Source organism: Nocardia sp. NPDC058705, assembly GCF_042749305.1.
Lineage (GTDB): Bacteria > Actinomycetota > Actinomycetes > Mycobacteriales > Mycobacteriaceae > Nocardia.
This window is the reverse complement of record NZ_JBHYRN010000025.1, coordinates 80,913-101,748: the sequence shown is the minus strand read 5'-3', so window position 1 is coordinate 101,748 and position 20,836 is coordinate 80,913. Positions and strand designations below refer to the sequence as shown.

General features: G+C 67.4%; 25 protein-coding genes. 15 read left to right on the top strand and 10 right to left on the bottom strand.

From position 1 onward, the window contains the following. Window positions 1-2: 2 nt before the first annotated feature. On the bottom strand, window positions 3-218 hold the full coding sequence (locus tag ACFW6D_RS24870) for a biotin/lipoyl-binding carrier protein (protein ID WP_379231028.1): 216 nt from the start codon (window positions 216-218) through the stop codon (window positions 3-5). Window positions 219-303: 85 nt separating this feature from the next. Between ACFW6D_RS24870 and ACFW6D_RS24865 the strand changes: the two genes are divergently transcribed. Continuing rightward, window positions 304-378, top strand: coding sequence for a 50S ribosomal protein bL37 (locus ACFW6D_RS24865; RefSeq protein ID WP_022597109.1), 75 nt, complete (start codon window positions 304-306; stop codon window positions 376-378). 71 nt (window positions 379-449) lie between these two features. On the opposite strand, the gene rsrA is transcribed toward ACFW6D_RS24865, so the two are convergent. Beyond that, window positions 450-707: a mycothiol system anti-sigma-R factor gene (gene rsrA, locus ACFW6D_RS24860; protein WP_067450959.1), complete on the bottom strand. Its 258-nt coding sequence runs from the start codon at window positions 705-707 to the stop codon at window positions 450-452. A 20-nt stretch (window positions 708-727) separates the two neighbouring features. Continuing rightward, window positions 728-1,357 (bottom strand): sigma-70 family RNA polymerase sigma factor, encoded by a 630-nt coding sequence (locus ACFW6D_RS24855; protein ID WP_379231723.1) that lies wholly within the window; start codon window positions 1,355-1,357, stop codon window positions 728-730. A 234-nt stretch (window positions 1,358-1,591) separates the two neighbouring features. On the opposite strand from ACFW6D_RS24855, the gene ybaK reads away from it, so the two are divergent. Together ybaK and ACFW6D_RS24845 are read left to right on the top strand one after the other, a co-directional pair. Beyond that, window positions 1,592-2,068 (top strand): Cys-tRNA(Pro) deacylase, encoded by a 477-nt coding sequence (gene ybaK, locus ACFW6D_RS24850; protein ID WP_379331875.1) that lies wholly within the window; start codon window positions 1,592-1,594, stop codon window positions 2,066-2,068. Between the two features lie 90 nt (window positions 2,069-2,158). Beyond that, entirely contained in the window at window positions 2,159-2,503 is a 345-nt protein-coding gene (locus ACFW6D_RS24845) for a hypothetical protein (protein ID WP_379331873.1), read from the top strand. 21 nt (window positions 2,504-2,524) lie between these two features. On the opposite strand, the gene ACFW6D_RS24840 is transcribed toward ACFW6D_RS24845, so the two are convergent. Next, complete coding sequence (locus ACFW6D_RS24840) at window positions 2,525-3,310, bottom strand: SOS response-associated peptidase (RefSeq protein WP_379331871.1); 786 nt, start codon at window positions 3,308-3,310, stop codon at window positions 2,525-2,527. A 112-nt stretch (window positions 3,311-3,422) separates the two neighbouring features. Between ACFW6D_RS24840 and aroA the strand changes: the two genes are divergently transcribed. From aroA to ACFW6D_RS24825, 3 genes are all read left to right on the top strand, one after another. Then, window positions 3,423-4,715, top strand: a complete 1,293-nt coding sequence (gene aroA, locus ACFW6D_RS24835; protein WP_379331869.1) for a 3-phosphoshikimate 1-carboxyvinyltransferase — start codon at window positions 3,423-3,425, stop codon at window positions 4,713-4,715. Further along, complete coding sequence (rsgA, locus tag ACFW6D_RS24830; RefSeq protein WP_379331901.1) at window positions 4,712-5,749, top strand: ribosome small subunit-dependent GTPase A; 1,038 nt, start codon at window positions 4,712-4,714, stop codon at window positions 5,747-5,749. The genes aroA and rsgA overlap by 4 nt, the downstream gene beginning before the upstream one ends. A 79-nt stretch (window positions 5,750-5,828) precedes the next feature. After that, entirely contained in the window at window positions 5,829-6,146 is a 318-nt protein-coding gene (locus ACFW6D_RS24825; protein WP_379331867.1) for a hypothetical protein, read from the top strand. Here the strand turns inward: ACFW6D_RS24825 and ACFW6D_RS24820 are convergent. The 5 genes from ACFW6D_RS24820 to ACFW6D_RS24800 form a co-directional block, all read right to left on the bottom strand. Next, window positions 6,143-7,219, bottom strand: coding sequence for a hypothetical protein (locus ACFW6D_RS24820; RefSeq protein WP_379331865.1), 1,077 nt, complete (start codon window positions 7,217-7,219; stop codon window positions 6,143-6,145). The genes ACFW6D_RS24825 and ACFW6D_RS24820 overlap by 4 nt on opposite strands. 109 nt (window positions 7,220-7,328) lie before the next feature. Continuing rightward, window positions 7,329-8,849 carry a serine/threonine-protein kinase gene (locus ACFW6D_RS24815; RefSeq protein ID WP_379331863.1) on the bottom strand — a complete coding sequence of 507 codons (1,521 nt, stop codon included), beginning with the start codon at window positions 8,847-8,849 and terminating at the stop codon, window positions 7,329-7,331. 109 nt (window positions 8,850-8,958) lie between these two features. After that, entirely contained in the window at window positions 8,959-9,279 is a 321-nt protein-coding gene (locus tag ACFW6D_RS24810) for a helix-turn-helix domain-containing protein (protein WP_379331861.1), read from the bottom strand. Then, window positions 9,279-9,656 (bottom strand): type II toxin-antitoxin system RelE/ParE family toxin, encoded by a 378-nt coding sequence (locus tag ACFW6D_RS24805; protein WP_379331859.1) that lies wholly within the window; start codon window positions 9,654-9,656, stop codon window positions 9,279-9,281. Before ACFW6D_RS24805 ends, ACFW6D_RS24810 begins: the two co-directional genes overlap by 1 nt. Window positions 9,657-9,698: 42 nt before the next feature. After that, window positions 9,699-11,654, bottom strand: coding sequence for an N-6 DNA methylase (locus ACFW6D_RS24800; RefSeq protein ID WP_379331857.1), 1,956 nt, complete (start codon window positions 11,652-11,654; stop codon window positions 9,699-9,701). A 354-nt stretch (window positions 11,655-12,008) separates the two neighbouring features. Here ACFW6D_RS24800 and ACFW6D_RS24795 point away from each other — a divergent pair, with 354 nt between their 5' ends. The 3 genes from ACFW6D_RS24795 to ACFW6D_RS24785 all read left to right on the top strand — a co-directional run bounded on the left by ACFW6D_RS24795 (window position 12,009) and on the right by ACFW6D_RS24785 (window position 13,676). Then, window positions 12,009-12,596, top strand: a complete 588-nt coding sequence (locus ACFW6D_RS24795) for a DUF4352 domain-containing protein (RefSeq protein WP_379331855.1) — start codon at window positions 12,009-12,011, stop codon at window positions 12,594-12,596. Between the two features lie 106 nt (window positions 12,597-12,702). Then, on the top strand, window positions 12,703-13,161 hold the full coding sequence (locus ACFW6D_RS24790; RefSeq protein WP_379331853.1) for a MarR family winged helix-turn-helix transcriptional regulator: 459 nt from the start codon (window positions 12,703-12,705) through the stop codon (window positions 13,159-13,161). A gap of 74 nt (window positions 13,162-13,235) precedes the next feature. Next, on the top strand, window positions 13,236-13,676 hold the full coding sequence (locus ACFW6D_RS24785; protein ID WP_379331851.1) for a hypothetical protein: 441 nt from the start codon (window positions 13,236-13,238) through the stop codon (window positions 13,674-13,676). 64 nt (window positions 13,677-13,740) lie between these two features. Here the strand turns inward: ACFW6D_RS24785 and ACFW6D_RS24780 are convergent, their stop codons facing one another. Beyond that, on the bottom strand, window positions 13,741-14,073 hold the full coding sequence (locus tag ACFW6D_RS24780; RefSeq protein WP_379331850.1) for an ArsR/SmtB family transcription factor: 333 nt from the start codon (window positions 14,071-14,073) through the stop codon (window positions 13,741-13,743). A 98-nt stretch (window positions 14,074-14,171) separates the two neighbouring features. Between ACFW6D_RS24780 and ACFW6D_RS24775 the strand changes: the two genes are divergently transcribed. From ACFW6D_RS24775 to ACFW6D_RS24750, 6 genes are all read left to right on the top strand, one after another. Beyond that, entirely contained in the window at window positions 14,172-15,749 is a 1,578-nt protein-coding gene (locus ACFW6D_RS24775) for an ABC transporter substrate-binding protein (RefSeq protein ID WP_379331849.1), read from the top strand. Beyond that, complete coding sequence (locus ACFW6D_RS24770) at window positions 15,749-16,741, top strand: ABC transporter permease (RefSeq protein ID WP_379331848.1); 993 nt, start codon at window positions 15,749-15,751, stop codon at window positions 16,739-16,741. Before ACFW6D_RS24775 ends, ACFW6D_RS24770 begins: the two co-directional genes overlap by 1 nt. Window positions 16,742-16,910: 169 nt before the next feature. After that, window positions 16,911-17,717, top strand: a complete 807-nt coding sequence (locus tag ACFW6D_RS24765) for an ABC transporter permease (protein WP_379331846.1) — start codon at window positions 16,911-16,913, stop codon at window positions 17,715-17,717. After that, entirely contained in the window at window positions 17,714-18,748 is a 1,035-nt protein-coding gene (locus ACFW6D_RS24760) for an ATP-binding cassette domain-containing protein (protein WP_379331844.1), read from the top strand. The genes ACFW6D_RS24765 and ACFW6D_RS24760 overlap by 4 nt, the downstream gene beginning before the upstream one ends. Continuing rightward, entirely contained in the window at window positions 18,742-19,383 is a 642-nt protein-coding gene (locus ACFW6D_RS24755) for an ABC transporter ATP-binding protein (RefSeq protein ID WP_379331842.1), read from the top strand. Before ACFW6D_RS24760 ends, ACFW6D_RS24755 begins: the two co-directional genes overlap by 7 nt. A 52-nt stretch (window positions 19,384-19,435) precedes the next feature. After that, window positions 19,436-20,836 (top strand): FAD-binding protein, encoded by a 1,401-nt coding sequence (locus ACFW6D_RS24750; RefSeq protein WP_379331840.1) that lies wholly within the window; start codon window positions 19,436-19,438, stop codon window positions 20,834-20,836.

Sequence of the window (20,836 nt, the reverse complement as noted above, 5' to 3'; positions counted from 1 at the left end):
ACCTACGCGATGGTGGCGATGAGGTCGCCCGCCTGGAGCACTTGACCCGGGGCGACGTCGACCGAGGTGATGTCACCCTCGACCTCGGTGAGCACCGGGATCTCCATCTTCATCGATTCCAGCAGCACCAGTGTCTGGTCTACCCGGACGTGATCGCCCACGGTGACCTCGACAGCGAGCACGGTCGAGACCATCTCCGCGCGCACTTCTTCAGGCATGGCACCCCTTCGTTAGTATCCGCCGAAGCTACAGCCAACCACACGTGAAACAATGGCTCTCGACCAGACATAGAAGGGAGCTCTCATGGGTAAGCGTGGACGTAAGAAGCGCAGCCGCAAGGGCAACGCCGCAAACCACGGCAAGCGTCCTAACGCTTGAGTCGTGCCGCTGCGCACAGACACAACAGCACGCTCTCGATGAGAGCGTGCTGTTGTCGTTTTCGGGGGTGATCAGCCCTCGGTGGTCTCGATCCTGGTGACCGTGATCGAGCGGTGGATCTCGAACTTCAACCGGTCACGCAGGCCTTCGGGCGCGTGCTCGCCACCGCATTTGCGGCTGAGCAGGCCCTTGATCTTCTCCTCGATGCCGTAGGCCTCGATGCAGGGGCTGCAGTGATCCATGTGCTCCTGCAGGCGCTGGCGGGTGGCCTGGTCGCACTCGTTGTCGAGCATGAGCCACACATCCGCGAGGACCGCGGTGCAGTCCATGTCGAGATCGGGATCGTCACTCACTTGACTACCTCCTGGCGTTCCCCACGGTCGAATCCACGTTCGCGCGCCACGTCGGCGAGCAGGCCCTTGAGCTGCTTGCGTCCACGGTGCAGCCGAGACATCACGGTACCGATGGGGGTGCCCATGATGTCGGCGATCTCCTTGTAAGGGAAGCCCTCGACGTCGGCGTAGTACACCGCCATCCGGAACTCCTCCGGCAGCTGCTGCAGCGCGGACTTGATCTCGTCGTCGGGCAGGGCGTCGAGCGCCTCCACCTCGGCCGAACGCAGGCCCACCGAGGAGTGCTCGGCGGTGGCCGCCAGCTGCCAGTCGGTGATCTCGTCGGTCGGGTACTGCGCGGGCTGACGCTGCTTCTTGCGATAGGAGTTGATGTAGGTGTTGGTCAGGATCCGGTACAGCCAGGCACGCAGATTGGTGCCCTCCCGGAAGGACTTGAACCCCTGGAACGCCTTCACGAACGTCTCCTGCACCAGGTCCTCGGCGTCGGCCGGGTTCCTGGTCATGCGCAGGGCAGCGCCGTAGAGCTGGTCGATCATCGGGAGCGCATCGCGCTCGAACCGGGCCGCCAGCTCGGCTTCGTCGACTTCTGTGCCGGACGCCACGTCGTCGTCGCTCGTCACACCAATCCCTTCGATCGCCGTAGTCACCGAATCTACCGGCAGCACGGAATCGAGTGGCAATCGCGCACCCTGTGGCAGGAGAGGACGCTCCTCGAGCAGCAGTGTCACTATCTCTCCTTCACGTCTTCTCGTCGGGTTGGCTTGTCACTTCTGTGCAACATGCACCCCAGCATTCGTGTTCCCGCACCGGCGCAAATGTCGTTGCCGAGCGGGGGGTGGTCGCGATTAGGGTGACGGCTTATGTCGACTCCCGCGATCAAGGCCCTCAGTGGAATCGCGCATCGGGTGCACTCCTATTCCCACGATCCGCGGGCCGAGTCCTACGGCGACGAGGCGGTCGACGCGCTCGGGGCCGAGTTGGATGTGCGGGCCGAGCAGATCTTCAAGACCTTGGTGATCGAACTCTCGACCGGCGCGCTGGCCATCGCGGTGCTGCCGGTACCGGCGCGATTGTCGTTGAAGGCTGCGGCCGCCGCTCTCGGTGCGCCGAAGGCGAGCATGGCCGACAAGACCAAGGCCGAGCGCACCACCGGCTATGTGCTTGGCGGGGTTTCACCGCTTGGTCAGCGTAAGAAGTTGCCCACTGTTGTCGACGCGTCGGCGCTCGACTGGGATCGGGTGCTGTGCAGCGCGGGTAAACGCGGGCTCGAAATCGAGCTGGCACCTGCGGATCTGGTGCGCGCTTGCGCGGCGGTCACCGCCCCGATCACCAGCTGAGGACCATCCGGGCGAGCTCTGGTTCCGAATTCCCTGCGACGCACTCTGCGTCCGGTACGACCGATTCGACCCGAGGATGTGATGCGAAGAATGTCCGCACGTTCGACGATCGCCGCCCTGTCCGGTGCGCTGGTAATCACTTTCGGCGCCGCCGCGTTAGCCCCCGCCACCGCGGCACCGCAGGTGGTTCCGCCGTCCCAGGCCGAACCCGGCGACTACCCGCTCAACGGCCATGGCACCACCCCGGATTATCCGCTCAACGGCCAGGGCACCACCCCGAGGAATTCGCCAAAGACCGCGCCCGAAACCGACGAGCGGGCCGAGAAGTCGGAGAAGCTCGGCGGTGGTGTCGCCACCGAGGTGATCGACCTGGTCACCGGAATCATCAAGTGTGGGTTGAACATCGCCACCGATTCGGTGCCCTGTTCACTGTAGGGACCGTGAGGCCGGGCACGATCACAGAAGTGTGGTCTGCCCGGCCTCGTCGTCACAGGTCCCGTCCGGGACCAGGAGTTCCGGCCCGTTGTTGCGCACATTGTTGACCAGCGTGGAGACCGGGCGCGCCACGATCGTCGCCAGTTCGGCCCGCGAGGGCGGTTGCAACAGGTCGGCGGGGGCGGGGTGGTCGGGGTCGAGCCAGGCGTCCCAGTGTTCGCGTGGCATCGGCAACGGCATCCGGTCGTGGATGTCTGCCAACTCGCCCTGCGCGTCGGTGGTCAGGATCGTGCACGACATCAGCGGCTCGGCATCGGGCACGCCGCGGTCACGCCACACCGACCACAGTCCGGCCATGTAGAGCAGCGAGCCGTCGCTGTGTGACATATAGAAGGGCCGCTTCACCGCCTTGCCTTTACCGGTCGGTGCGGGCTCGACCAGCCACTCGTACCAGCCGTCCATCGGCACCAGACAGCGCTTGTGCTTGACCGCGTCACGGAACGAGGGCGCGGTGGCCGCCTTGTCGGCGCGGGCGTTGAACAGCGGTTTGCCCTTGGCGGGTACGCCGGGCTCGGCCGCCTTGGTCCAGTGCGGGATCAGCCCCCAGCGCATCCGCCGGATCCGCAGGCGCGGGTCGCCGTCGGGCTCGCCGTGTTCATGCCGCTCGACAACGGTGAGCACCTGGGTGGTCGGTGCGACGTTGTAGCTGACGGCGGCATCGGGCTCGTCGAGCCCTGTTTCGTCGACAGCGTCCAGCTCAGCCGCCAGCCGGCCCGGATTCGTGGTCGTCGCATATCGTCCACACATAATCGTCAAGATACGCCCGGGGACCGACAAAATGCCCTCCACGGCGACCCCGCTCCACGCCGAACTTCGCACCACCGGTGTGTTCGAACCGCACATAAGCGAAGATGGGGGCGTGAGTTTCTGGCCTGCGCCCCATATCGAGGTCCCCGTCCACGCGACCGTGACCCTGCCCGGATCGAAGTCCATCACCAACCGCGCGCTCATCCTGGCCGCACTGGCCGATGGGCCGTCCACCCTCACCGGCGCGCTGCGCAGCCGCGACACCGATCTGATGATCGCTGCCCTGCGCGCGCTCGGCACCGAGATCAGCGGCGACGCCGAGATCCTCGAGATCACCCCCGCGCCCCTGCACAGCGCCGCCGTCGACTGCGGGCTCGCGGGCACCATCATGCGGTTCCTGCCGCCCGCCGCCGCGCTGGCCTCGGGCGATGTCGCGTTCTTCGGCGACGAGCAGGCGAAGCTGCGCCCGCTGTCCACCATCCTCGACGCCCTGCGCAAGCTCGGCCTCGATGTCGACGGTGACGCGCTGCCGTTCGTCGTGCACGGCACGGGCGCGCTGCGCGGCGGCACCGTCACCATCGACGCGTCGGGTTCCTCGCAGTTCGTCTCGGGCCTGTTGCTCTCGGCCGCCCGTTTCGACGAGGGCATCACCGTCCACCACGACGGCAAGTCCTTGCCGTCGATGCCGCACATCGAGATGACGGTCGAAATGCTGCGCCGCGCCGATGTGAACGTGCAGACCCCCGCCGATTCCGGCAACGCCGGGACCTGGACCGTTTCCCCCGGCCCGATCCGCGCCGTCGACTGGGACATCGAGCCCGACCTGTCCAACGCCACCCCGTTCCTGGCGGCAGCCGCGGTCACCGGCGGCGAGGTGAGCATCCCGATGTGGCCGCGCGGCACCACCCAGCCCGGTGACGTGATCCGCGAGATCCTCGTCCGAATGGGCGCCGAGGCCCGCATCTTCGACGGTGTTCTCACCGTGACCGGCCCGGAACGTCTGGCGGGCATCGACATCGACCTGCACGATGTCGGCGAACTCACCCCCACCGTCGCCGCACTGGCCGCCCTCGCGGATTCGCCCTCGCGCCTGCGTGGCATCGCCCACCTGCGCGGCCACGAAACCGACCGTCTCGCTGCGCTTTCCGCCGAGATCAATCGTCTCGGCGGCAATGTCACCGAGACCGAGGACGGCCTCGAGATCGTGCCCGCCCCACTGCACGGCGGTCAGTGGCACTCCTACGCCGATCACCGAATGGCAACGGCCGGTGCGATTCTCGGGCTGAAGGTGCCCGGCGTGGAGATCGAGGACATCGGCACCACCGCCAAAACCCTGCCGACCTTCGTCGCCCTCTGGGAACAGATGCTGGCTGCCGCGTTATCCACCGAGGGGGTGGCGCGCTGAGCCGCCAGGGGCGATCCTCAGCCAGCTACGACGAATCCGACGTCCGGGTGCGCCCGGGCAAGGCGTCGTCGCGTCCCCGCACCAAAACCCGCCCGCAGCACGCCGACGCCGAGGCCGCCATGGTGGTGGCCGTCGACCGCGGCCGCTGGGGGTGTGTGCTCGACGGTGACGCCGACCGGCGCATCGTCGCCATGCGCGCCCGCGAGCTGGGCCGCACCCCGATCGTCGTCGGCGATCAGGTCGACGTGGTGGGCGACCTCACCGGCAGGCCCGACAGCCTGGCCAGGATCGTGCGGGTGACCGAGCGCAGCACCGTCTTGCGCCGCACCGCCGACGACACCGACCCGTTCGAACGCATCGTCGTCGCCAATGCCCAGCAGCTGTTCATCGTTGTGGCACTGGCCGATCCACCGCCGCGCACCGGTTTCGTCGAGCGGGCGATGGTGGCCGCGTACGCCGGTGGGCTGGAACCGATTCTGGTGCTCACCAAGCGTGACCTGGTGGCCGAATCCGAATTCGCCTCCGCCTTCGACGGTCTCGATCTGAAGATCCTCTACGCGGGCATCGACGACCCGATGGAACCGGTGCTCGAGATCTTGAACCACCGGCTCACCGCGCTGATCGGACACTCCGGCGTCGGCAAGTCGACGATGGTGAATCGTCTTGTGCCCGATGCCTATCGGGCCGTCGGCGAGGTGTCCGGGGTCGGAAAGGGCAAGCACACCTCCACCCAGTCGGTGGCGCTGCCGCTGCCCGAAGGCGGCTGGGTGATCGACACTCCCGGCGTGCGTTCGTTCGGCCTGGCCCACATCACCCCCGACGATGTGATCGCCTCGTTCACCGACCTCGCCGGTGCCATCGAGGACTGTCCGCGCGGCTGCACCCATCTTGGCCCGCCCGCCGATCCGGAATGCGCGCTCGACCAGCTCCCCGGCGCGGAACGTCGAGTGTCGGCGATTCGCACCTTGCTGACCGCGCTGATCTCCAATGACTCGTGGTCGAAGCCGTCCGGCAGCTCCGGAGAGGTGAAATAAGCAACGGTCCGGTTGCGAATTCGACTCGCGTCAGCTCGCGTTCACGACCTCGGCGCCCTCCGCCGGTACCGTCATGGCCATGAAGCCACCGGCGATCGGATACCTGCGCCGCGACATCTCAGGTGTCGCTCAGTCCTGGGACGAAACGCAGATCCGTTCCCTAGCCGAGCGTCTCGGCTACCGCTTCACCAAGACCGTGGTCTTCAGCAACCGCACCACCGACCCGATCGGCCGGCTGCTCGACGTGGTCACCACCACCGAGGCCGCCGCGATCGTCACCCCGAGCCTGGCGCACCTCGACTCCGACCTGCCCCACCGCATCGTCGCCGCCTGCGACGTCGTGACAGTCTCCCCCGAGGTCACTCACGCCCGGACCCTGCCCGCACTGCCCGCCTAGGTCAGCGCCCGGTAGCGGCCGTCGGAGTCACGGGCCAGCCGTCCACGCCGGACCGCCATCGTCACGCACGCTTCGAGGCGGTCCTCGGCGGCACCGGTGCGTTCGTGACCGAATTGCGTGAGGGTCGCCCAGATGATCTCGTCGAAGGTGGGCCTGTTGCGTTGGGCCACATGGGTTATCGCGTTGACGATCTCCTCGGCGGAGATCGTGTCGATGGCCCGTGACACGGTCGGCGGGGTGAACCGGAAGCCGCGCCAGGTCGCTGGGTCCAGGTCCGAGGGCCAGACGAAAACGCCCGATGAGGTTGCGCGCATGAGCGATTCGGGCACCTCACCGAGGACACAGATCTGCTGTTTCTCCGACGGTTTGTGCACACCGAATCGCTGTGCGACCCGCGCTACCAGCAGGCTCCGCTCGATCGGGCCCTCGATGGCGATGGTTTCGCGGACGGCGCCGCGGATCCGCACCGGGATGGTGGCGGAACTGTCGCGATCGAGGTCGGCGGGGGAACCGAGGACGCCGGTGGGCGCGCTCGCGTAGGGGATGCCGGTGGGGAGCCAGTGGTGGGCGGTGCGCGTGCGGGTCTGCCATTCGGGGGTTTGGGCGACGGTGGGGGCGATCGGGGCCGATGGTGGGGTGTACGCCGCCTGGGGGTGCGGGGTCGGCGGCGTCGGGTTGGGCGGTTGCGGGTACGGGTTCGCGGGTGTTGCCGGGCGCGGGTGCGCGGGTGCCGGTGGGCCGTAGCTCTGGTGCGGCACACCAGGATGTGTCCCGTAGCTGGGCTGGGGCGTGGGCGGCTGTCCGTGCGGTGGCGCACCGCTGGCGGGATCCCAGCGTTGTTTGCCGTGGGTGAAGGTTCGGCGTTTGTGCCGGTCACTTGCTACGAGCTGCCAGATCGACACGCTCGCGAGTGCGGTGCCCGCGACCAGGAATCCGACGGCAAGGACGATCTCGGGCGTACTCGCGTTACCGATGCCGCTGGAGTAGCCGACCGCCCCGAGTAGCACGCCGAAGACGCCGGCTATCAGCCCGACGACCCACCCGATCCTGCCGAACCACTGCACCCGGTCCACTCCACTTCCGTGCGAACCCGGCCGCACCGACAGCCGACGCGCTCCCCCGTCGGCGAATGCGAGGAGCATACTCGGCGGGCCCGACAGGTCTGCGTCCGTGCGGACTCGGTCAGCGGTGGAGTTCGGCGGCTAGCTCTTCGACGCGCACCCGCACTGGATCTTCCGGCGGCCTGAGCACCGCGAGGTCGGTGCGCAGCTGCGCGAGGAACCGCTCCGCGCGCGACCGATCACCCACTGCGGGAAGCATTTCCGCGATGGCAAGCCGGACATGCACGGCATCGGGACTGAATTCGTCTTCGACGGAACGTACTTCACCGAACAGCCGGTACAGCTCGTCCACGGCGGCGGGTGCGCTGAGGTCGCCGAGGGTGGCGCGACACTCGATCGCGGCGACGCGCGCCCGCCAGATCCGGCTGCCCGACGTGGCGCCTGCCCGCAGTTCGATCGCCTCCACGCGCTCCCATTCGCCCAGGGCGCGTCGGTGCTCGCCGCTGTGGGCGAAGGCGGTGGCGATGTCGCGGTGCAATTCGCCGAGTTGGGGGCTGTGCGCGCCGTAGCGTTGCTCGGCCTCGCCGACGACGGTGACCAGCGCTTCGGCGGCCTGGGCGAAGCGGCCGAGTTCGCACAGTTCGCGGTAGCGGGTGGCGACGTCGACGAGGCCGCCAGTTGCGGGCTTGCTCGGGGCGGGCCGAGGCGCTGCGGGTGCGGTGTCGGCGGGCGGGTTGGGACGGCGAAAGATTCGTGTCGGGTCGGGATAGCCTGCTGGGGAGAGGATTTCAGGTGTTCCCGGCCCTGGGAGGAAGGGCAGCAACTGATCGTAGACATCGCGCGCTGTCGCCGGTCGGTCGACCGGATCCTTCGCCAGCAAGTCCAGGACCAGCTGTTCGATCTGCGCGGGCACCTCCCGGCGCAGCGCCCGCAACGGCGTCGGCGCGTCCGAGAGATGCCGATTGTGCGCGTCGAACTCCGACCGCGCCTCGAATACCCCCCGCCCACTGAACATCTCGTGCATGATGCACCCGAGCGCGTACAGGTCGGCCCGAGGCCCCACATCCTGCCCGTTCACCAATTCCGGCGACATATACGCCGCCGTGCCGAGCACCGATCCGGTTCGGGTGATCCGGCTCGTACTCCCATCGAGCAACGCCGCGATCCCGAAGTCGATCACCTTCACCGTCCCATCGCCCGCCACCAGCACATTCGCCGGTTTCAAATCCCGATGGACCACCGGCAACACATGGGCGTGCGACAGCACCGTCGCGATCTGCGCCGCGATGGCAACCCCACACTCGATCGACAGTTCCCCCACCCCGGACAAATAGTCCCGCAGCGTCACCCCCTCGATATGTTCCATCACCAAATACACACTCTCAGCGCCCTTATCGAGCACCGCGTCATAAACCTGCGGCACCCCCTGATGCCGAATCCGCGCGGTCACCCTGGCCTCCCGCCGAAACCGCGCAACGAACTCCCCCGCCAAATCCCCCCGAGAAGCGAACTGCCCCACCGCAATCCGCTTCACCGCCACCGCCCGATCCAACACAACGTCATACCCCGACAACACCTCCCCCATCCCCCCGGCCCCCAACGCCCCGGTGATCTCATACCGCCCGTCGACAACCTCGCCCACCACAACCTCCACCCAACGCCCGACCCGACCCCCGAACGATACTGCGCGCGCCCCTCGCTCGGAATTGCCGAATCAACCACCGATCGCACGCTACGCCCGAGGGATACCCCTACGCCGCGCTGCTGTGCGGAGCGAAGCTCACGCGCGCATCGTCGACGGCTATGACCAGATTCAGTTCCGCATCCAAACCCTGAGCGAGCTTCGCCAGCAGCGCCAGCGTCGGCACGGCATCAGATCCCTCGATACGAGAAATCTTGGCCTGCGTCAGCCCTGCCCGCGCCGCCAACTCCGTCTGGGTCAAGCCCAACTCGGTTCGCCGCAGGTACACAGCTTCGGCCAATGCCATCGCCAACCGGATTTCGTGGCGCAGGCCCGCAACCTCCTCGGCCTCAGCAGCCCCGACTCCAGCCCTCCATCGACTATGGGTCATCACAACACTCCCTTATCGATCACGCGAACGAACTCCTCATGGGCTGGCCCATGCTCCGCCTCGCATATCAGCTTCGCACTGATTGCTCGCTCGACTTCCGCGTCCTCACGAGCCCGGGTCTTTCTGAATACAGTCAAAAGTACAACGGTCCGATCTGCGCGCAACCAGTAAGTTATCCGCGTTTTCGCCCCGTCCAGTGTGGGCCGCAACTCTCGAACTCCGTCGCCTAGATATCGGGAGAACGGCTCAGCGAGCGTCGTCGCACGCTCTGCGAGTAACCCGACGTACTCGTCAACCTTCAAGAAGTGCCGTGCAGGCAGCGATTCCAGCCAGGTACGAACTTCAGGCTCGATTTCGATCGAGTACGGCGGCTCCACACTCTCAAGGATATGTCGTCTGCGACATAATCGCCAGGGTTCTCACAGCAACGTCGAACTGTTTTCGGGCTGAGGCTCGAGGGCGCCTGCGGTCAGGCCGGTGGAGATGAGGTCGGCGGCTTGGTGGGCGGCGGTGGCGGTGGTGTGGGCGGCTACTCGGAGGTGATGGAGGCGGCGGAAGGCGGCGCCGTAGGTTTTTTGGTCGGGGAGGGGGAGCATGGGGATGCGGAGGCGGGCGGGGTCGAGGCGGATGGTGGTGGTGCCGTACATGGCGGCGGCGTTGTCGGGGCTGCCGATGAAGCCGGCGAAGAACCAGGGGTCGATGCGGGTGGGGTCGGTGCGGAAGACGAGGACGCCGGTGCCGGGGACGGCGCCGATGTCGGCTCCCTCGGCGACGCGGGCGCCCTGGGCGGCGCCGTGGTCGTCGCGGATGCGGGAGACGAGGACGTCGCCTTCCTCGATCGGTTCCCCTACCGGGCTGCCGGAGGTGGTGAGGCCCGACGGGCCACGGCTGCCGAGAAGGTCGCGGCCGGTCAGGACCGGGCGCTGTGGCGCATCGGAGGGCGCTTGGTCCGGGGTCGCGGCGATGATGCGCACCGCTTTGCCCGAGATCAGGTTGCCGACCGCCACGTGGCGCCACGTCGTGCCCGGCGTGGAATTCCATTCGCGGACCGCATCGACGGCGGAGTGCAGTTCGGTGAGATTCTCACCGAGCAGGTCGATCGCGGCGTGCGCGGAGGCCGACGCACTGCCGGGGTCGACGGCCGCGCGGACCTGACGCGCCGGCGTGAGGTCGACATCCTCGTCGAGGACGTCCATCACCCGCACCACCGCGGTGATGTCGGGGACGGTCGCCGCCTCGGCGTCACCCTTGTCGAAAGCGTGCCAGGCATCGATGACCGTTTCGGCCAACACCTGCCAATCCGGTTGGTCTCCACCATGACTCGGTAGCCGGGTGGTGTCGGCGAACAGCAGCGTGTCGGTGGGGTTGCCGACGCCGGGCCGACGCAGTACCCACAATTGCAGACCGACTTGGCGGGGCGTCGACGCACCGGGCGGCAGGGCGATCACGGCACGTAATGCACTGGCACGCAACAGTTCCATGCGAATCCGCCGACCCGAGGAGCGTGCCGCGACGGCCGGCGGCAGCAGCAGAACCGCCGTCGCACCGGGACGCAGGTGCGCGAGCGCGTGCTGCACCCACGCGAGTTCGGATTCGCTGCGCGGGGGAATCGAATACACCCAGCGCGGATCGAGCGCGAGATCGTCGGCACCCCAATCACGTTGCGAATAGGGCGGATTGGAGAGCGCCGCGTCGAATTCGAGGTCGGTGAACGCGTCGGCGAGCAAGGCGTCGCCCACCCGGATGTCGGCCTCGGATTCGGGGGCGAGAGTGCTGAGTACGGCGGCGGCGCGGCTCGCCTGCACCGGTAGGATGTCCTGGCCCTCGAGGCTGGTCGCGCCGATCCGGGCCGCTTCGAGCAGCAGCGTGCCGCTACCGCAGGACGGGTCGAGCACCGACTTCGGAGCGGGCGACGCGGCGGCCGCGAGGACGTCGGCCATCAGCGCCGCCACGGGCTGTTCGGTCGGATAGACACCGGTACTCGGCCCGTCGAGACCACGCTCGGCCAGCACCGCCAGGGTCTGCCGCACACCCACCGCGCCGATCGCCGCACGGACGGCCGTGCGCGCCGCATCGGTCGCTTTCGCGGTCGGGTCGGCCACGAACTCCATCAATCCGACGACCGCCTCGGGCTTCACCTCGGAGCGCAGGACCGTGCGCAGATGCTGCACGGGGGAATCCGCCGCGGTGACGCCGTGCCCGCGCAGCCACTGCTGCACTTCGGCCAGGTCGAACAGTGGGCGAGATTCCGATCCCCCTGGCACCGGGGCTGGGAAGTCGGCATGTCGGCGCCGCCAATTGCTGACGGTGGCGCGGGTGACACCGGCCAGCCGGGAGATTTCGGCAGCGGCGACGGTGGGCGTCGAGTCTGGCATGGCTCTCCTCTGGTCAAGGACAAACCTTACATGCGTCGATTGACAACGCGCTGCACCTACATGCGAATAACCGAGGTTCACACTGAAAACATTGTTTCCCTGTTGCCATGACTGTTGCGGTGGTGTAGCGTCCTTATCAACGGAGTGGCAATGACCTAGACACCACCTCCCGAGCGCGGAAATGGTTGCAGTACAGCCGTTTTCGCGAAGCATCACCGGACACACACCCCCGCAGCGAACGGCCTGCACCGGCCGCGATCAGTCGTGCCGCCAACACGAGCGGATCCCACATCCGCCGACCGCCGATGTGGGTGATCGTCATCGACATACAGAACAACCGACCAGGAGAACATCATGTCCAATCCCCAGCACCCCAATCCCGTTGCCCCGCAGCAGCCTTACTACCCGCAGCCGCCGCGCAAGAAGAAGGTGTGGCCGTGGGTGCTCGGTGGATTCGTACTCGCCGTACTCGTGCTTTTCGGTGGGTGTGCGGCTTTGATCGGCACCGCCGCCAACGAGGTCGCCAAGGCGGAGGAGAGCAAAGCGGTCGCGGCGCCCGCCGGTACGGAGGTGCGTGACGGGAAGTTCGGATTCACGGTCACGAAGGTGGATCCGCCGGTCACCACCGTCGGCGACAACGAGTTCCTGCGCAAGACCGCGCAGGGTGAATTCATCCTGGTCTACGTCGATGTCGCCAATACCTCGAATGTCGCCCAGAGCTACTTCGGCTCGAATCAGAAGCTGGTCGACGACCAGGGCCGTGAGTTCGCCAACGACACCGCCGCCGAGATCAACGTCAACGACCAGCTCTCCGCCGAGATCAACCCCGGCAACAAGACCTCGATGATCCTCGTCTTCGACGTCCCGACCGGCACTGTCCCCGCCGCGATCGAATTCCACGACTCGGCCTTCTCCGACGGAGCCCGCGTCGCACTGAAGTAGTCCCGCACCGGATTCGGGCCCAGCGAACTCGCTGGGCCCGAATCTGTTTCGCGTCACAGACCGCCCGGAACACGACGATCGCGATCCCGTGCGGGAAAATGGCGTGGTGACCACCGAGAACGAACGCCCCGGACCGCCGGCGATGAGCCCGAGCATTTTGGTGATCACCATGTCGCGGCGGGTGGAGGCGGCGTTGGGGGCGGAGTTGGGGGCATTGGATTTGACGGTGGCCAGGCTGGGGCTGCTCGGGCATATCAACGGGGTGCCAGGGGCGTCGTTCAGCGAGTTGGCGCGGATGTCGGGGACGAGTGTGCAGAGTGTGCATGCCGCGGTGAAGGGCTTGGTAGGGGCGGGGTTGGTGCAGGACCGTACGGCACGGGCCGGGTCGGCGTCGGCGATCGAGTTGACGGCGGCCGGAACGGAATTGCTTGCGGAGGCCCGAAAAGCCGTGGCACGAGTCGATATTCAGCTGTTCGGGGCGGAATCGGATCCGATTCTGCGGCGGGTCGGCGCGGCGATCGTCGACGCGTTCGCCGGCGAAATCCCCCCTCGACCCGAGGCGTGACAGAATCCGACCTTCAATATGACTGAAGCTCGAGCTAGGCTTCAAGCACATTGAAGGCCGGAAGGGGTCGGTAGTTGGAACACGTCTTGCTGTCCGTGCACGTGCTGGCGGGCATCGTCTTCGTCGGCGGCTCAGCGGTCGCCGCCAGTCTTTTCCCTCGATACGCACCGGTCACGGGGCCGGATCCGGAAGCGATTCGCAGTGAATCGGTGGCGGTCGCGATGCACCGGATCACCAGGGGCTACGCGAAACTGGCGATCATCGTGCCGGTGATCGGCATCGCGCTCGCCACGATCCAAGGCCGGATGAACGAAATCTGGATCACCACCGCGATGATCACCACCGCCATCGCGGGCGCACTGCTCGCCATGCAGATCGTCCCCCTCCAACGCGAGGCCCTCGACAAACCCGACGACGGCAAACGCCTGCGCATGCTGTCGATGCTCGCGGGCATCTACAACCTGCTCTGGACGGCCGTGGTCGTCCTCATGATCGTCCGCCCCGGCTACAGCTAGGGTCGGTTGCGGCACAAAGCTGTTCGAAACCGGACCACCGCCGCGGAACCGGCCAGGGCTCGCGTCAGTGTTGAGCGCCGATCGTGTGGAGAATGTCGTGGATGATCGGGTCGGTGAGCCGGTTGGTGACCGTGCGGCCCTCACGACTCGAGGTGACGCAACCTTCGTGGCGTAGGACGCGCAGAGCCTGGGAGATCGCGTTCTCGTTGCGGCCGATCGCGGCGGCCAACTCGCCCACGCTGATGCCGGGTGAGCGGTGCAGGCACAGCAGGATTTCCAGGCGGCCGGGGTCGGACAGCAGGTCGAAGCGTTGCGCCCATTCCCTGATCTCGACGTCGCCGATCGCGCGACGGCCGAGTTCGACCGGCGACCCGTGCAGTGTGCGTGGTTCTCCCATGGCGGTGCCCAGCTTAATCGCCGAGTGGACACGGCGGCACCGCCCGCGACTATTATCTGTTCATCTGTTCAGATAAACATGAGTTGGGATGTCGGAGAATGCGCGTTCGGCCGCTGTTCGCTATGGCGTTGACGGTCGCGCTGACATCGTGCGGTGCGCCCGACAGCGCCTCCACCGACTCCCTGGTCCTGGCCGATGCCCATGAACTCGGCGGATACAACCCGGTCGCCGGGTACGGGGCGGCCGGTGAGGCCAAGGTCTACGACGGATTGCTCCGGCTGACCGGTGGTGCGGGCGTGCCCGGTTTCGCCCCCGCGCTGGCGACCGCGTTGCCGACACCCGATGCCGAGGCGACCGTGTGGACGGCGCCGCTGCGGCCGGACGTGCGATTCAGTGACGGGTCGGCGTTCGATGCGGCTGATGTGGTGGCGACCTATCGGGCGATTCTGGATCCGGCCTCGGCCTCGGAGGTACGGTCGTCGTTCTCGATGATCGACCGGGTCGAGGCCCCCGATCCGCTGACGGTGCGGTTCACCTTGCGCCATCCCTATGCCGCATTCGGAACGAAACTGCTGATCGGGATCGTTCCGTCGGAGGCTGTCGCGAAGCCTGGGCCCGCGACCGAATCGCCGCTGAATTCCGCCCCGATCGGCACCGGGCCCTATCGACTCACCAGGCTGGAGCCGGCGCGGGCGATCTTCGAGGCGAACGAAAGCTATTGGGGTGGTGCGCCTTCGGTCAAACAGTTGACGGTGCTCTACGTACCCGACGACAACACCCGTGCGCAGCGGATGGCCAGCGGTGAGCTCGACGGAACGTCACTGCCCCCCTTGCTGGCTGCCACTTTCGGCGATCGAATGCCGGTGCAGGCCAATACTTCCGCCGACTGGCGTGGGGTGTCGATGCCCGAGGGTGATCCCGTGGCCGGAGACCCCGCTGTGCGGCTGGCGATGAACTACGCGGTGGACCGCCAGGCGATGATCGACAATATTCTCGGCGGATACGGACGCCCCGCCTATACGCCGCTCGCCGACGTGTACGGCGAATCCCACAACCCGGCAGTCACTTTCGCTTTTGATCGCGCTCGCGCCGAGCAGATCCTGGACAGCGCGGGATGGCAAGCAGGCGCCGATGGTGTGCGCGCGAAAGATGGTGTGCGCGCGCAGTTCACGGTGATGTACAACTCGACCGACACGTTGCGTCGTGATCTCGCATTGGCTTTCGCCTCCGATGCGCGACGCGTGGGTATCGAGGTCGACCTCGAGGCGCTGTCCTGGGATCGAATCGAGCCACGTATCGCGCAGGCGGGCATCCTGCTCGGCGGCGGTAGCGAGCCCTACGACCCCGACACCCAGACCTACAACACCTTGCACTCACCTCTGCTCGACCCGAGCGCGGGCAGCCCGTACGACAATGCGAGCAGGCACGCGGACCCCGCGATCGACGCCCAACTCGAAACCGCCAGGCGCAGCACAGATCCCGCCGTGCGGGCCGCCGCGTATCGGAAGGTGCAGAGCCTCTACGCCGAGGCGCCGAGCCACGTGTTCCTGGTGCATCTCGATCACACCTATGTGGTGAAGGAGTCGTCCTGGACGATGTCGGGGCCGATTCTCGAGCCGCACGCGCACGGCGTCACCTGGGGTCCCTGGTGGTCGCTACAGACCTGGACCCGCTGATGGGACGGAGTCGTGTTCGTGGGCGCGGCCTCCGGGCGATGATCGGGTGGCGGCTGGTGACGTTGATTCCGGTGCTCGCCGCCGTCTCGGCCGCCCTGTTCGCCGCCGCGGCGGTGTCGCCGTTCGATCCGCTGGTCGGCTACCTCGGCGCCCGCTACGAGACGACGAGCGGCGCGGATCGGGCGGTGCTCACGGAGCAACTCGGGCTGGACGCGTCGTGGTATCAGCTGTACGGGCGGTGGATCGGTGACCTGTTCAGCGGCGATCTCGGGACTTCGCGCGGGTTCGCTCAGCCGGTGAGTACATTGCTCGCCCAACGGATTCCGTGGACCGTGCTGCTGGTCCTCGTCGCGATGAGTGTGGCGATCGCCGTCGCTCTCGGGGCGGGTGTCTGGGCGGGGATGCATCGCGGTGGGTTGATCGATCGGGTGGTCACCGCGTCGTGCGTGGTGATGCAGGGCCTGCCGCCGTTCGTCGTGTCGCTCGCCGCGATCGCGGTGTTCGCGGTCGGACTCGGCTGGTTGCCGCCTGCGGGGCTCACCGATGCCGGGGCCGAGGTCGGGTTCGGGCAGGTGGCGCGACATCTCGTGTTGCCCGCCGCCGCGTTGGCCGTCTCGCAGGTGCCGTGGTTGCTGCTGGCCGTGCGGGAATCGGTGTCGGGCAATCGCGGTGAGGACTTCGTGGTCGGCGCTGCCACGCGCGGGATCGACATTGCGACGATCACTCGCAGGCACATCCTGCCGTCATCGCTGGCGCCGTTCGTGACGATCCTCGGCGCGCGACTGCCGGAAGTGGTCGTGGGGGCGGTGCTGGTGGAGGAGATCTTCTCGTGGCCGGGGATCGCGGGGGCGTTCGTGCAGTCGGCGAAGGATCTGGACATGGCGTTGCTGGCGATCCTGACCGTCGGTACGACCTGCGCGGTGATGGTCGGGTCGCTGCTGGCCGATGTCGCGGTAGTCGTGCTCGATCCCCGGGTGCGCGCTGATGGGTGAGCGTAGGCAGCCGAGCGCGGCGGAAGCCACAGCCCGCGAAGGCGCACCGCTCGAGCTGCACGGGACTGGCGACGTCAACTCGCAAGGCCGAACGCGCGGCACAGCGCAGCGTTTCACCCGACGCGGCGGTATTACTCGCGCCGGTGCGCCTGGATCAGCACGGCGACGGTTGGCTCCAGCGCTATCAGTGCTGCTCGCGGTCGTGCTGTACGCGGTCATCGTCCCGTGGGTCGACGGGGTCGACGAGCGGCTGACCGATTTCGCGAGCGCGCGGCAGGCGCCGTCGGGACAGTGGTGGTTCGGGACCGACTCGGCCGGGCGGTCGTTGTTCGTGCGGATCGCGGCGGCGCTGCGGACCTCGCTGCTCGTCGCGGCGTGTGCGGCGGCGGTGTCGACGGTGATCGGAGTGCTGGTCGGTGCGGTGTCGGCGCTGGTCGGCGGGTGGGTGGATCGGGTGGTGATGCGGTTCGCCGATACCGCGAACGCGCTGCCGCATCTGCTGCTGGGGATTGTGATCGTGGCGCTGTTCCGGGGGAACGCGGTGGCGGTGGTGTTGTCGATCGGGCTCACACACTGGGTGCAGGTGGCGCGGATCGTGCGGGCGGAGAGTTTGAGTCTGCGCGAGCGCGAATACGTGTCCGCGGCGGTGCTAGCAGGTGCGAGTCGCACGCATCTGCTGGTCAGGCATCTGCTGCCCGCTGTCGCCCCGCAGGCATTGATCGCGGTGGTTCTGCTTCTGCCGCACGCGATTTGGCACGAGTCGACGTTGTCGTTCCTCGGGTTCGGGTTGCCGCCGCACGAGCCGAGCCTCGGCACGCTGCTGGAGGAAGCGCGCACGTCGCTGCTGCTGGGTGGGTGGTGGACGCTGGTGTTCCCGGCGGGATTCCTGGTGCTGACGACGGTGGCGGTCGCCGTCGCGGGGTCGTCGCTGCGCGGGCTGCTCGCTCCGCCGAAACCGTCGAGGATGCCGCGATGAAGCGCTTGTCGATCGACGCGCTGACCGTGCGAATTCCGGTGGGCCGCGGCGATGTGGTGCACGCGGTCACTGATCTGTCCCTCGACATCGAGGCGGGCGCGATAACAGCGCTCGTCGGCGAGTCCGGTTGCGGGAAGTCGATTGTCGCGAGTGCGGTGATGGGCGTGCTGCCTCCCGACGCCATCACGACCGGGACGATCCGCCTGCTCGCACGAGGCACGGGCAGTGATCGCTGTGCGCTCGGGACCGACCGTTCCCGGGTGCGCACGGACAGTACCGATACCCGCCTTCCAGCAGTGCACGCCGACCGAGACCCGCGCGCCCGCGAACGCACCGACTCGACCGTGCTGAATTCAGCCGACGAAACGGTCGACATCCTCGCCGGCGATCATTCCTACCGCGGCCGCCGTATCGCCCTGGTCCCGCAATCGCCGAGCACCTCGTTCACCCCCGTACGGACCATCGGTTCCCAACTCGCGGAAGCGATCTCCGCGCTCGGCACCGCGCACACCCCCGCCGACCTCATCGAACGAGCGGGCCTGTCCCCCACCGCACTCGACCTGTACCCGCACGAACTCTCCGGCGGCATGGCGCAACGGGCAGCCGTGGCGGCGGCACTGGCCGGTGACCCCGAGGTGATCATCGCCGACGAACCCACCTCCGGCCTCGACCGCGCACGCACCGATCAGATCGGAAAACTGTTGCGCGAGTGCGCCGATCACGGTGCCGCCGTGCTGCTGATCACCCACGATCTAGGGCATCTGATCCGCGCCGACATCGCCGACACCGTCGCGGTCATGTACGCCTCCCGTCTGATGGAGGTCGGCCCCGGCGCGCAGGTACTCGACGATCCGTGGCACGACTACACCCGAGACCTGCTCGCCGCCCTACCTGAACGCGGCTTGCACCCACTCCCGCATCCCCCGCGCGCGCTGACGAATCTGTCCGAGATCTGCCCCTACGCGGGCGGCCCCACGCAGTTGATTCCACAGCGGCAGCGCGTGATTCGCCAACTGAGGCCCCCATGCTGATCGCCGACTCCCTCACCGCCGGCTACGGCACACAACCCGTGATCTGCGACGTGAACCTGCGGGTCGCCCCGGGCGAGATCGTCGGGATCACCGGTGATTCAGGCTCCGGGAAAACCACTCTCGCACGGACGATGGCCGGGCTGCTCACACCCACTTCGGGCACGATCACCGTCGACGGACACCCACCCCGACGAGCTCGCGGCACCATCGCCATGGTCTTCCAATCCCCCCGCGCCGCAACGAATCCCCACTTCACCGTCGCCCAGATCATCGCCGAACCCGCCCGCATCCGCCGCACCACGGTCCCCGACCTGGCGGCGCTGGCCACCACCGTCGGCCTCACCCCCGACCTGCTCGACCGCCGCCCACACGCCCTCAGCGACGGCCAACTCCAGCGCGCCTGCCTCGCTCGCGCCCTCGCTCAGAATCCCCGCTACCTGATCCTCGACGAGGCCACCGCGATGCTCGACGCGGCCACCACCGCCACCATCATTCGCCTGGTCATGACCCACGCCGCCGACGATCTCGGTGTCCTGCTGATCAGCCACGACGAACCCCTCCTCGCGGCCGCCTGCACCCGCATCGCGACCATGCACGAGGGCGTACTCACCACCCAGCGAGCATCTCCGCAATAACCGCACGATTACCTCAGGTTGCACACAGGAAACCGTTTTAGCGTGAGCCCCTGTGACATTCACGCAGGAGAATCCAGTCAGCGGCTGCCGCAGTCTCAGCGGTTGGGCGCGCACCGCACCGACCGTCGCTGAAGTGCTCCGCACGCCCGACGTCGCGGTGATCGCCGAACGGGTGCGGACCGCGGGCCCGCGCGGGGTGATCGCGCGTGGCCTCGGGCGCAGTTACGGCGATCCGGCGCAGAACGCGGGCGGGTTGGTCGTCGACATGACCGCGCTGGATCGCATCCACAGCATCGACCCCGACAGCGGGATCGTCGAGGTCGACGCGGGCGTCAGCCTGGACACGCTCATGAAGGCGGCGCTGCCGTTCGGGCTGTGGATCCCGGTGCTGCCCGGCACCAGGCAGGTGACCATCGGTGGCGCGATCGGCGCGGATATCCATGGGAAGAACCATCATTCGCAGGGCAGCTTCGGCAATCATGTGCTGTCGATGGACCTGCTCACCGCCGACGGATCGGTGCGCACGCTGACCCCGGAAGGCGCTGAGGCGGAGCTGTTCTGGGCGACGGTCGGCGCGATGGGCCTCACCGGCATCATCGTCAGCGCCCGAGTTCGCTTGAAGCACACCGAGACCGCGTATTTCATCGTCGACAACGACCGCACGCGCGATCTCGACGAGACGATGGAATTGCTGACCGGCGGTTCCGATGACGGCTACGACTATTCGATGTCGGTGCCGGACACCATTTCCACCGGCGCGAAGCTCGGCAGGGCCGGATTCAGTCGTGGGTCGCTGGCGACGGTCGACCAGCTGCCGGTGAAACTACGCAGCCGACCCTTGAATTTCGATGCGCCACAGCTGTTCACAGTGCCCGACATCTTCCCGAACGGAATGGTCAATTCGGTGACCACCCGCATCGCCGCCGAGGCCGCCCACCGCCTGTTTCCCCGGCAGGCACGCGGTCGCATCCAGAATCTGACGCAGTTCTACCACCCCCTCGACCTGCTCGGGGAATGGAATCGGGCCTATGGCAAGCGGGGGTTCCTGCAGTACCAGTTCTCGATGCCGTTCGGTGCCGAGCAGCAACTGGCCGACGCGGTGCGCGCGATCGCTGAATCAGGGCACCACTCGTTCCTCAACGTATTCAAACGCATGGGCCCGAGCAATCCTGCACCGCTGTCGTGGCCGCATCCCGGATACATGCTGAGCTTGGATTTCCCGCTGACCAGCGGACTCGACCGGTTCTGCGCCGACCTCGACGAGCGGGTGCGGGCGGCGGGCGGACGGCTCTACTTCGCGAAGGAATCGCGAACCTCACCCGCGATGGTCGAGGCGATGTACCCGCGACTCGACGAATGGCGCCGGGTGCGCGATCAGGTCGACCCGGAGCGGGTGTTCGTCTCCGATCTCTCGCGACGACTGCGGCTGGTCCAGCCGGTGAACGACGCGTAG